Annotated in this window: 11 protein-coding genes and 4 tRNA genes; 9 read left to right on the forward strand and 6 right to left on the reverse strand. The window is 37.3% G+C overall.

All coding sequences use genetic code 11. The features are described from left to right. The first annotated feature begins 42 nt into the window (after positions 1 to 42). Together WC841_02015 and WC841_02020 are read left to right on the forward strand one after the other, a co-directional pair. Positions 43 to 116, forward strand: a tRNA-Val gene (locus WC841_02015). Between the two features lie 103 nt (positions 117 to 219). Beyond that, entirely contained in the window at positions 220 to 879 is a 660-nt protein-coding gene (locus WC841_02020) for a L,D-transpeptidase (protein MFA5828128.1), read from the forward strand. Position 880: 1 nt separating this feature from the next. Here the strand turns inward: WC841_02020 and WC841_02025 are convergent, their stop codons facing one another. Beyond that, complete coding sequence (locus tag WC841_02025; protein ID MFA5828129.1) at positions 881 to 3,400, reverse strand: hypothetical protein; 2,520 nt, start codon at positions 3,398 to 3,400, stop codon at positions 881 to 883. Positions 3,401 to 3,436: 36 nt separating this feature from the next. On the opposite strand from WC841_02025, the gene WC841_02030 reads away from it, so the two are divergent. Genes WC841_02030 through WC841_02040 form a run of 3 tightly spaced genes read left to right on the forward strand, consistent with a single transcriptional unit; the run spans position 3,437 to position 6,370 of the window. Continuing rightward, the gene (locus WC841_02030) at positions 3,437 to 4,534 is read left to right on the forward strand and encodes a glycosyltransferase (GenBank protein MFA5828130.1); all 1,098 of its coding nucleotides are present in this window, start codon (positions 3,437 to 3,439) and stop codon (positions 4,532 to 4,534) included. Beyond that, positions 4,518 to 5,306: a glycosyltransferase family 2 protein gene (locus WC841_02035; GenBank protein MFA5828131.1), complete on the forward strand. Its 789-nt coding sequence runs from the start codon at positions 4,518 to 4,520 to the stop codon at positions 5,304 to 5,306. The genes WC841_02030 and WC841_02035 overlap by 17 nt, the downstream gene beginning before the upstream one ends. After that, on the forward strand, positions 5,279 to 6,370 hold the full coding sequence (locus WC841_02040) for an O-antigen ligase family protein (protein ID MFA5828132.1): 1,092 nt from the start codon (positions 5,279 to 5,281) through the stop codon (positions 6,368 to 6,370). The genes WC841_02035 and WC841_02040 overlap by 28 nt, the downstream gene beginning before the upstream one ends. Here WC841_02040 and WC841_02045 read toward each other — a convergent pair. From WC841_02045 to WC841_02060, 4 genes are all read right to left on the reverse strand, one after another. Next, complete coding sequence (locus tag WC841_02045) at positions 6,367 to 7,086, reverse strand: hypothetical protein (GenBank protein ID MFA5828133.1); 720 nt, start codon at positions 7,084 to 7,086, stop codon at positions 6,367 to 6,369. The two genes, WC841_02040 and WC841_02045, sit on opposite strands and share 4 nt — an antisense overlap. Positions 7,087 to 7,121: 35 nt before the next feature. Further along, positions 7,122 to 7,194: transfer RNA gene (locus tag WC841_02050), tRNA-Thr, on the reverse strand. 6 nt (positions 7,195 to 7,200) lie between these two features. Beyond that, positions 7,201 to 7,271: transfer RNA gene (locus WC841_02055), tRNA-Gly, on the reverse strand. Positions 7,272 to 7,286: 15 nt separating this feature from the next. Continuing rightward, positions 7,287 to 7,838 carry a LysM peptidoglycan-binding domain-containing protein gene (locus tag WC841_02060; GenBank protein ID MFA5828134.1) on the reverse strand — a complete coding sequence of 184 codons (552 nt, stop codon included), beginning with the start codon at positions 7,836 to 7,838 and terminating at the stop codon, positions 7,287 to 7,289. Between the two features lie 115 nt (positions 7,839 to 7,953). Between WC841_02060 and WC841_02065 the strand changes: the two genes are divergently transcribed. The 3 genes from WC841_02065 to WC841_02075 are packed head-to-tail and all read left to right on the forward strand — an operon-like array spanning position 7,954 to position 10,619. Next, entirely contained in the window at positions 7,954 to 8,892 is a 939-nt protein-coding gene (locus tag WC841_02065) for a glycosyltransferase (protein MFA5828135.1), read from the forward strand. After that, positions 8,873 to 9,985: a radical SAM protein gene (locus WC841_02070; GenBank protein MFA5828136.1), complete on the forward strand. Its 1,113-nt coding sequence runs from the start codon at positions 8,873 to 8,875 to the stop codon at positions 9,983 to 9,985. Before WC841_02065 ends, WC841_02070 begins: the two co-directional genes overlap by 20 nt. Positions 9,986 to 10,016: 31 nt before the next feature. Beyond that, positions 10,017 to 10,619 (forward strand): nucleoside-diphosphate kinase, encoded by a 603-nt coding sequence (locus WC841_02075; GenBank protein ID MFA5828137.1) that lies wholly within the window; start codon positions 10,017 to 10,019, stop codon positions 10,617 to 10,619. A gap of 108 nt (positions 10,620 to 10,727) precedes the next feature. Here WC841_02075 and WC841_02080 read toward each other — a convergent pair. After that, positions 10,728 to 10,801, reverse strand: a tRNA-Asp gene (locus WC841_02080). Positions 10,802 to 10,879: 78 nt separating this feature from the next. Between WC841_02080 and WC841_02085 the strand changes: the two genes are divergently transcribed. Continuing rightward, positions 10,880 to 11,929: a nucleotidyltransferase domain-containing protein gene (locus WC841_02085; protein ID MFA5828138.1), complete on the forward strand. Its 1,050-nt coding sequence runs from the start codon at positions 10,880 to 10,882 to the stop codon at positions 11,927 to 11,929. The last annotated feature ends 12 nt before the right edge of the window (positions 11,930 to 11,941 follow it).

Below are 11,941 nucleotides of genomic sequence, written 5' to 3' on the forward strand. Positions count from 1 at the left end.
GAGCTTAAGTTTATCCTCAAACATTGATATAATCAAGGCATCGGTTGTTTAGCTCAGTTGGTTAGAGCGCATCGTTCACATCGATGAGGTCAGAGGTCCGAGTCCTCTAACAACCACCCAAATCCGACTGTAGACATCTCTGCCCCACTACTCCCACAAAACTATTCCTTTCACCGGTCAATCCCCCCCCAATTAACCGAATTATGCTAAATTTAATCAATGAAAATTCATTTGAAGATACTGTTTTCCCTGTTTTTATTTCTGGCTTTTTTAATCATCTTAGAGCCATATCTTCCGAAATTTCTTTCAAAACAAAACCTAATCAATCCGGGCACTATCAAAGACGACTATGATAAAAATGCAAAAATTGCCATATTTAACAATCAAATTCTCTCCCCACCCCACGACTCCCCACCAACAAAGCTAGCAAACATTTTGGGTGATACAAACGAGTACAAAAGAATCGAAGTCGATTTAACCGCTCAAAGGGTTTATGCCTACGAAGGTAACCGCCAGGTCTATAATTTCCTGATCTCATCAGGCTCGTGGGACAGAACTCCAACCGGTACCTTTCGGATATGGACAAAAATTAGATCACAAAAAATGTCCGGCGGCTCAAAGGCGCTAGGAACTTATTATTATCTTCCGAATGTCCCATATATCATGTTTTTTTATAACGAAAAAACATCAAAGGCTATGGGCTACAGTTTTCACGGAACTTACTGGCACAACAATTTTGGCGTACCCATGTCCCACGGTTGTATCAACATGAAAACACCCGAGGCCGCTCAATTATTCTCCTGGGCAGAAGTAGGGACACCAGTTACTATATCCGGAAAATATCAAACAGTCCTCCCCAAAGCACACGAAAAAAGCTAGTTTATTTTATCTCTTTTGCCAACCGCGATATCAAAACCGAATCGAAAACTGAAACATAATTCGATTTTTTGAGATCAACCCCCATCTTTCCATAGACCTCTATCATTTTTTCATAATTTTGCGCCCCCAACAGGCTTAGACTGGCTCTTTTATTTAACAAACTATCAACTAATTTAACCTCAAAGCCACTACCCTTGTATAAAAAGGATGCCATCAGCCTATTATTTATTTTTTGGCCATAAATTGCCATATAGGAACGAAGATAACCGATTACTCGCCCCGACACCCTGTCCTCGTTCGTCTGTCGTCTGAAATCAGTTAACCTCTCGTAAAATAAATTCCAATTTTTTTTCTTGAATGCACCGTAAGCTGACAATAAACTCTTATTTTGCGGATATTTTAACTTCAATAATGTCAGATCCCGATCCATCAATTCAAAAATGGTTACGCCATTTTCGGTACTTGAAGCAACCTCCATCTTCTCCATATCAACTTTTAATTTTATTTCCTGCCCTCCTTCAATCTCACCTTCAATATATTCCCAACTTTCCGCCCCAGAGGTATCACCCCACACTAAATGATATTCACCGCCATCGGCAATCCCCGTTAAATTAATCTTACAAAACCTGTAACTATCTCCCACCACGATAAATCCCATCTCATCCATATTAAGAGTATCTCCATCACAGTCAAGCGACATGGTAGCCGGAGAACCAATAAAGAAAATTTTTGCGTTGTCATGATAAAAATCTGAAACTATCCCTATCGGGACCCCCAGTTCTAGTTCAGTTAATATCCTATCAATCAACACAGACGGAAGAACCCCATGATCAGACACCACTTCATCATGTATATCTCCGGGGAACACCGCACTCCGAAGAAGTACGGTTCCATCACCATTCCCGTATTTCCATCCTACCGGATGACCATCGGGCCAAATTCCAAACGACCGATCAATGATATTTCTACAAGTCAAGTTTATCCACTCTTCGGTTGATTTGCCAACCCCGGTCATTGCCTTAAATGGTAAAAATATCGAGCTTGACCCGGCATTTTTCTGAGATAAATATTGATTCACCGTGCCCAACTCAGAGCAGGGAACAGATACATTATTCTTCTTGATAAAATCAAAAGTAGGCAAAATATCTTTCAAAACCGGAGCGTAACCTCTGATAGTTTCCAACTTAGTTTGATAGTTTTTTTTCTGAAGTTGGACCAATACGTTTAAAGCAATATTATCCGGGCTAAAACCCTCTCCAATCTTTGCCCCGCTCCAAACATCATATGCCTTAACCGCGCCAAAGTGAGGACTGCCTAAACTTATAACTCTCCCCAACGACAAACTATCGCGATGATCCTGAGTCCATATCCGCGCGACTAACCCACCCAGACTATGACCTATCAAGTCCACCTTTTCTCCATCAGATATTTTTCCCGCAATAAAATTATTTAATTCCTCAACAATTTCGGAAACCGGCCGTCTCCAATCATAATTCCACACGAATAAATCCTCGTTTTCAACAAAACCTTTATTCTTTAGCGCCAAAATTAAATTATCGTAGTTCCTTACAAAGGGGGTCATTCCCCATTCGCTATTTCCAACCGTTTTGTTGTATACCATCGCCTCTGAATTCCAACTCGCCCCTAATCCCGGGATAATTATAATTTTGTGTCGTGTGGTCGGTGTCGGAGTTGGTATTTCTGTCGGAGTTGCTGTGGGGGTTGGAGTACTGGTAGGTATTAACGTTGGAGTTAGTGTGGGCGTAGGAACTAGGGTAGAAGTCGGCGTAGGTGTTAAAGTTGAAGTAGGTGTGGGTGTCGATGTCTCCGTCGGAATAACAGTTGGAGTTTGTATATATATTTTTACACTGTCAATTTCAATTTGAGACCAACTTGTGTAATTCCCAAGTCGATTTCCAAACCAAATATTACTTGGAATACACTGTCCGCCATTTGAGCGATAAATAAATACATCGTTTATGGATACATCATAACTTGAACCCACTCCCAATATTTTTAAAGTATTCCAATCATTTTTTGACAGACTAATCCTAGGGATAAGCACCCTACCGGCAAGATCATTTACCGCTTGAAAATTAACACAACCGTTCGTTCGGTCATAGAAATCATTATAGTAAAACGCATCACCATTTATTGAAGAGTCACTCCATATTCCAAATTGAGAGTAGTTTCTACCGTCTAGTCCAGTATAACCAATTCCGATACCCACCCCAGAAGCACGTGAATCGGGAAACCTAAAAATAACCTCCATTCCGTAATCGAATGATGCCGGAAAAACGACTGCTGAATTTCCAATGACGTAAGGGAAAGAGGTTGATGTACTATACAAACCAAGTTTACCATCAACCTTAATCCAGCCATTGTTTTCTTGAAATGTCCAATTTTCTTCATTTTTTACATCAAAACTATCATAAAATACGTCATTAGCAAAACAACGGGTGGAAAAAGTCGATGATAATATTAATAAAAAAAAGCCAACACTTAGTATTTTATTTAACATAAAAAAATATTAACTGACCAAACTATAAATAACAATATGAAAATCGCTGTATTTCACAATTTATACACAGGAGGTGCATTAAATTACATGAACAACCTCGTCAAATGTCTGTCTATACAAAATTCAGTCGATATATACTCTTTTCAAAAAACAACCCCAATTAATATAAAAAACGTAAAATACTACACATATGACTTAAACAAAACCAACAACCTTTTTCAGCACCTATTCCAAGTTCTGGTTGAGTTGAGGATCAAAAACAAAATAATTGCAGAAAAGATAAATTCATCATCAAATTATGACCTAGTATTAATATTCCCCTGCCTCATAACTCAATCTCCATTTCTACTAAGATACATCGATCAAAAAAAAATAAAAACCATCTACTTTTTTATGGAATCAAAAAGAGAATTCTATGAAAAAACTACATATGACCACTGGTCTCTGAAGAGAATCATAGCCAGAATCATAAGGTGTCCAATCAAGCTCATAGATCTATCTAACTGTAAAAAATCAAATATTATCGTATCTCTTTCTTGTTATTCATCGAATCTGTTGAAAAAAGTATATAAAAAAAAGTCATTCGTAATACATCCCGGTTTAATTAATATAAAACCAAAAACAAAATTTAAAAATAATAACCAACAATTTATCTCCGTTGGACTATTATCGGCAATAAAGGGTCATGATTTCTCGATACAACAAACTACAAAAAATAACTGCAATCTGCTGATTATTGGAAGAGAGAACAAAAATGAAATCATACCAACAAATTCGAGTAACACAAAAATTATACATACAGAAAACAATAAACTAGTTTATAAATTAACCAAAAAAGCAACGTTTTTTCTCGCCAATCAAATTAACGAACCATTCGGAATTTCAACACTAGAGGCAAGTAGTTTAAATACTTTTGTGCTTGGCAAAAACGAAGGAGGTACACCAGAGATTGTAAGACACGGACTAAACGGCTTTTTATATCCTAGTAACCTCCCGCTTGCAATAAAAATAACAAACAAATTTAAAAATATTAAACAACTTAGATATCAAAAAACATGTAAAATAAGTTGGAGTAAAACTACACACAACCTTCTTACCCTTTATCACCACCTAAAAAATGAGCCGACTGAATAAAAAAACACAAAATATTTCCCTTCTTCTTTTAACGAAAAACGAATCAGAAAATATAAAAATTAATTTTGACTGGCTTTCAGAATGTCCCACTATCAACGAGATAATCGTTGTTGACGATAACTCAACAGACGACACAAAGAAAATAATAAAATCACTCGAAACGAAAACTTTAACCGTCAAAATATTCAATAGGGGACTGGCAAACAATTTTTCGGCCCAAAGGAACTACGGCATTGAAAAAAGTAAAAATAACTGGATCCTATGGCTTGATGCTGACGAAAGACCAGACAACAAAATGATTAGCTTTCTTTCCTCCTTTGATTTTTCCGGCTCCAATTATTCTTTTGGACGAAACGACTTCTTTCTGGGCCACCAACTCAAACACGGAGAAACCGCTAATTTATCTTTTGTCAGACTGTTCGACAAAAAACATGGAACCTTTGTAAACCGAGTTCACGAAGTATGGAAATCCGACTTACCAGTGAAACACACCAACTTTCACATTCTTCACCATCCTCACAAAACTTTTTACTCTTTCATCTCAAAAATAAATTTTTATACCACTATTCGCTCGCAAGAACTTTTCGATACTAAAGTAACCAGCAACATTTTTGAAATAATTTTCTATCCACTTGGTAAGTTTATCCAAAACTATATTCTACGCTTAGGACTACTTGACGGAACCCCCGGAATCATTATGGCACTATCCATGAGCCTTCACTCATTCCTAGTCCGGGCAAAACTATGGCACTTGTATCAAACCTCTTATTAATCGCCATCTGTATTACATTTTATTACGGCCAGCTTCTAAGAATCGACTTTCATGGTATCTCTATCCCCGTTATTGATGTCCTAATTGTTTTCCTCGCTTCTGCCAATTTGGTCTACCTCTATCGCCAAAAAAAACTAACAATAGCAAACCGTCCTCTCTTTGTTTTTCTGGTAATCGCCGTAATTACCTTTATCCCTGCCTATTTTAAGTTTCAAAGTTTGTCTCTGAAACCGATTATGTATCTCATTAGGTTAATTTCAATTTTTTCATTGTCTATTTTTTCTCATAGTCCCAAAATTACCACACCTCTCGCCAAAAAATTTTTCCTTATCTGCCTTTTCGCAAATATAATTTTTGGGATTATTCAGTATATTTTTTGGCCGGATTTAACCTTTTTCAAATCTCTTAATTGGGACCCCCATCTTAACCGACTAGTTAGTACATTTTTTGATCCAACTTTTACCGGAATAATTTATCTTATTTTTCTAATCACCATATTTTTAAAAGAACTCTTTCCATTCAAACTCCCGGTATTGGCAATTACCTACCTTGCTATCGCTCTTACCTACAGCCGTTCAACCTTTCTCGCCTTTTTTATTTCCTTTTTTTATATATCTATTAAAAAAAGGAACCCAAAGATAATTATTTTCGCCACCGCTCTTCTGATTACCACCATCGTTTGTCTCCCGCATCCACCCGGAGAAGGAACTAATCTCGAAAGAACATCCTCTATTAAAGCCAAAATTGAAAATTACCACGAGGGGATAACTACTTATCTTCGATCTCCCATCATTGGCCATGGCTACAACTTTCTGTCTCTGGTAAGACGTCCGATTCCGCAAGAATCATCTCATTCGTCTTCGGGTTTCGATTCGAGTCTGTTAACTGTTTTGACTACCACCGGCCCGATTGGGCTAATTTTTTTTGTTCTCGGACTTAAAAAACTATTCGCAAATGGGAGTCTAACTACAAAAACCGCCCTGATTTCAATACTCATACACTCCTTGTTTGCAAACTCTCTTCTCTATCCTTGGGTAATAATCTGTCTGTATCTTATCGCCTAAATATCATAAGTAATATTTATCTTCTTTTTCGTTTCATTTCCGGCCAAATCCCTCGCCACTATCTCAATCTCATTTTTTCCGGCAGCAAGTTGAAACTTTAGCTTAAATTTTCCCTCATCATCAACCATAGCTACTCTATTATTGACCAACACACTTGCATCTTTTTCTGCCTTTCCTACAATATCAAAATCAGAATAGTCGACCGTCAGTACATCCTCGCTAGGATTCATCATAACGATCTCTGCCGGTTGATTATCATAAACCACCGTCACCATTTTTGACATTTCACTGCTACCACCCTTCTCAGACATTGCCACAGCGCTAAAGCTATTCTCTCCATTTTCGAGGGCCACATCATCAAAAACAAAATCACCCTTATCTGTCATATCAACCTTACCGATGGAAACATCATTTTTTAATAGCTCCACAACGGTTCCAATCTCACCCAATCCCGAAATGGCAATGGTTGAACTGTTGGTCGCCTCATAAGGCATGATAATCCTCGGAGCCAACGGGGGAATAACTTTTTCTGTATCAACACCGGCATCCTTGTTTTTAAGGTCACCCAAAAATACGGAAAATTTGACCAAAAGAGGTAAACCAAAAGTGATCGTTAAAACAAACAACACTACTGTTATAAATCCCAATAGTACAGTTTTTTTAGTAATCTGCTCTTCTTCTTTTCTCTCTAGTCTTGATCTTACAAACTCAGCCATAACAAGAATAGTTTAACATTTTATATTTTTAATTGAGCCGAAGGGGAGAGTCGAACTCCCGACCCCGGCTTTACGAAAGCCTTGCTCTACCAACTGAGCTACTCCGGCACTCAGAGCGGCTAGAGGGAATCGGACCCTCGACTAATCCTTGGGAAGGACTCGTTTTACCACTAAACCATAGCCGCAACGTCAATATTTTATCACGGCAAAGCTAATTTAGTTCCCACCTCGATAAAATTAGGATCAGAAATCAAGTTTCTATTCTGATTCCAGATATCCGACCATTTCATACCATCGCTATACAAATCAACCGAAATTCTCCACAAACTATCTCCCTTCTTAACGATATACTCTCCCGATGGCCCGGGGGCCGCATCAACCGACAACAAACCCAACTCCTGTCCCACTGATAATAAATTAGCATCCGCAAGATTATTTCTCTTTGCTATTTCCACCCACTTATGGCCATTCCCATATATTTTTACAGCAATATCCCATAAATTGTCACCATTTTCAACCTTATAATATCTCCCGCCTTCCTCGTTTTTCACTTTAGTTTCAGTGGGGACAAGAGTTACATTATCTGCGACTGATATTTGATTGCTCACTCCAGGTACAGAGACATTCCCTTTTCTTCTCTGGATGAAATTAAATAATAAACCAATTACCACCCCGACAATTACCAGACCCAAAACCATACTCATCAAATCTTCTTTTGAACTATCAGTCAATAATTTATCTTTTCTCTTCATATGTATACCCCAAAAATTATTAACACACTTTACACAATTTCAGTCCTATAGTCAATAAAATATTAACAAAATAGGTGACTCATTTTGCCTGTATAATCATAGTTAACCAAACAATATGACAGTTTCCATCATTATCCCAACATACAATCGGTCTATAACACTAAGAAAATGTCTTGACTCAATTAAGGCCCAAAGTTACGATCAAGACAAGATAGAAATTATCGTTGTCGACGACGGATCTACTGACAACACCAGTAAAGTCGTCAAAAATAACATCGGTTCCTTAAATATCGCATACTACTACCAATCAAACAGAGGGCCGTCTGCGGCCAGAAACCTCGCAATCCGAAAAAGTAAAAATAAAATAATTCTGATAATCAACGATGACACGATATTATCAAAAGAAATGGTAGAGGAGCATGTCAGATTTCACAACAAATTTAAAAGCGAAAATTGTGCCATTTTAGGATATGTTGAATGGGATAATTCCATCAACCTTACCCCGTATATGAAGTGGCTCCAGGAAAAAGGACCACTTTTTGCTTACTATGAAATAAAGGGAATAAAGGCCAACTGGGGATTTGCCTTCACCTGCAACATTTCTTACAAAAGAAAATTCCTGCTGAAGAATGGCTTATTTGATGAAGATTTTCCGTATGCTGCCTGGGAAGATATTGAATTAGCCTATCGTCTCAGTCAAAAAGGAATGATTCTCTATTACAACAAAAAAGCCATCGGTTATCACCACCACTTCACCACTTTACAAAGCAGCCTTAGAAAAATGATTACCCAGGGGAAAAGCGCTATTATTATGTCTCAAAAAATTAAACAACAAGCCGATCTCCCACCAATCAGTAGAAAAATTATGGGAAAAAATCTGCAAAGACTTGATTCAATTTTCCTCAATAAACCCATTGCCTGGATTTTAGAAAAAATTGCCTTTTTTCTGGAAAACAAATTTATAATTAGCCCTTTATTTACAATCCTGCTACTCCACTATCGGCTAATCGGCAGAAAAGAAATGCTAAAAATCTATGCTCAAAAAGATAATTAATATCGTAAGAGGATCCTTTAGGCCTAAAAAGATTAACCAGATAATTTTTTTTATAACCGGAAATTGCAATCTAAAATGTCAACATTGTTTTTATTGGAAGAATTTAAATGATCAAGAAGATATATCAATTGACAAAATTAAAAAGTTAAGCCTATCCCTGCCAAAGTTTAATTTCCTTCTTCTGTCAGGAGGAGAACCGTTTCTAAGAAAAGAAATCGAAGAAATTATCGACATTTTTTCCAAAAACAATTTCATCAAGGCAGTGGCGATACCAAGCAATGGTTTTGCTGTTGACTTAACCATCAAAAAAATTAAACTCCTGACAACAAAATTTCCAAACATCAATTTCTATATAAATTTTTCTTTGGACGGCCTTAAAAAAACACACGAAGAAATCAGGTCTGTTAAAAACAGCTACAGAAACGTCATTACCTCTATAAAAAGGGCGGGGGTGGTCTCCCAAAAAACACCAAATCTTTTTATTGGTATAAACTCCGTTATCAGCGCCAAAAACATTGATCAAATTGATCCGCTCATAAAAAAACTCAAAATAATAGGAAGAAAATGGAATTATAAACACTATTTCGAAATTATTAGGGGCAATCCTAGAATGCCGCTAATAAAAAACCTCAATAGTGCCAAAGCAGAAAAGTTATTTTTCGGTACTATTATCGACTACCAAAAATATCTTTGGTCAAAGAACAACAATAGTTGGCTCAATGCCTCGATTAATCGTCTTATCACCGAAATAAATTTTTATTTTCAATACAAACTTCAGTTAGACAACGTTTTTCGCCGCAAACCATGGCCCATGCCATGTATGGCCGGTAAAACCATCATCACCGTTAACCATAGAGGGGAAATTGGTTCTTGTGAATTAAGAAAACCACTTGTTAACCTAAAAAATATTGAATATAACCTTGGTAAGTTCCTGAAAAGTAAAAAAATGAATCAAGAAATAATCTCGATTAAAAACGATAGATGCTTTTGCAGTCATATCTGTTTTATTAGTGAAAGCCTCTATAACAATCCAAAAACATTAGTATTCACTCAGCTTTACACTTGGTTAAAATATAGAATGTTTAACCCTTGAAAAAACAAAAACAACAAGGGACAATACACACATGAATCACATCCAAAGAGAAAGGACCTTAGCCATTGTTAAGCCTGACGGCTTACAAAGATCGCTTGTCGGGGAAATAATGTCACGGATCGAAAGAACTGGGCTGAAACTGGTAGCTGTTAAATTTGCCTTCGCTACCGAAGACCAGTGTTGGGAACATTACAACAAAAACGAAGAATGGTTCGCCTCCAAAGGGCAAATGACCGTTGACAACAGAACCAAAAACAATCTGCCTATTGAAAAATCTGCATCTGAATACGGAAAAGACATTATAAGAGCTAGTGTAAAGTTTATGACCTCTGGTCCTCTCTTGATGATGGTTTGGGAAGGAAATCAAGCAGTAGGCATTGTCAAAAAGTTAGTTGGCGGAACCGAACCCCTAACCTCAGATGTCGGCACCATAAGAGGGGATCTTACCCTTGACTCATATGAATTATCAAATCTAGACGGCAGATCCGTAAGAAATTTAATCCACTGTACTGACAAAGTTGAAGAGTCAAAAAGAGAAATCGATATTTGGTTCACCCCAACCGAAATCCTCAGCTACAGACTAATTGCCGATGAAATTCTCTACGACATCAACTTCGATGGCAAAAACGAGTAACATCCTCAATTCAGTTAACCCAAATCACAACCTCGACTCCATCATATACTCTCATGGTGGATTTTAAAGAAAAAACAAAAAATCCGTCACATAGACGGATTTTATTTGCGGATCCAATGGGATTCGAACCCACGATCTTCCGCGTGACAGGCGGATGTGCTAGACCGCTGCACCATGGATCCACGCATTTCTGCCCTGATAATATATCAAAAAAAACACTCACAAACAACGGACAATTTACAAATGTTCTATAATCTTCCATGAACAAAAAATTCTACCCGCTTACAAACTCCGAAATCGCAAAACACTTGACCGACATTGCCATCGCCTACGAGATAAAAAATAAAAATCGCTTTCGAATAACTTCCTACCAGAATGCAGCTGACACCATTTTAACTTATCCCAAATCTATTTTTGAAATCTGGAAAAAAGACAAAACGGATCTCGATAATATTCCCGGAATCGGATCAAACATAATGGAAAAACTTGACTTTCTATTCACCAACGGGAAACCACACCCAGCACTTAAGAAAGTATTTAAGGGCATCCACCCCTCAGTATTTCTGTTTGAACGCATAGACGGCATCGGCCCCAAAATCGCCTATAAACTAACCCAACATCTTAAATTTCCCAAAGACCCTGCTAAATCTATAGACAGACTTATCTTTTACGCACAAAAGGGCAAAATAAAAGGCATCCCTTCTTTTGGGGAAAAGTCAGAAAAATTAATACTCGAAAACACTCTGAACTATGCCGGCCGAAAAAACAGAATGGCCTTATCAACCGCACAAGATATAGCCCAAAAGATAATCATTTATCTAAAATCAAAATTTCCGTCAACAGAGTTTGTCGCCCTTGGAAGTCTTCGCCGATTATCAGATACAGTCGGAGATATAGACATCGCCGGTAAAGGCAAAAACACAAAGGAAATTATTAATCATTTTATTAACTATCCGGAAAGCATCCAAACAATAGTTCAAGGGCCTAAAAAAGCATCTATCAGAGTAGAAAACGATGTTCGTATCGACATTATGATCGAACCACAAGAAATTTTTGGATCACTTCTCCAACATTTTACTGGCTCCAGGCAGCACAATATTAATCTTCGAAAATATGCGCTTTCCCTTGGCTATAGCCTATCCGAATACGGGATAAAAGATACAAAAACAAAAAAAATACACGCTTTCGAGAATGAAGTTGATTTCTACGAATTTCTTAAACTCTGTTTCATAAAACCGCAAGACAGACTGGGCAAAAACGAGATTGAAATTGCTCAAAAGTGCTATAATAAGACTAGATTATCAAATTAACTTTACAAAACC

Source organism: Candidatus Shapirobacteria bacterium (assembly GCA_041659325.1).
Lineage (GTDB): Bacteria > Patescibacteriota > Microgenomatia > UBA12405 > UBA12405 > JBAZYN01.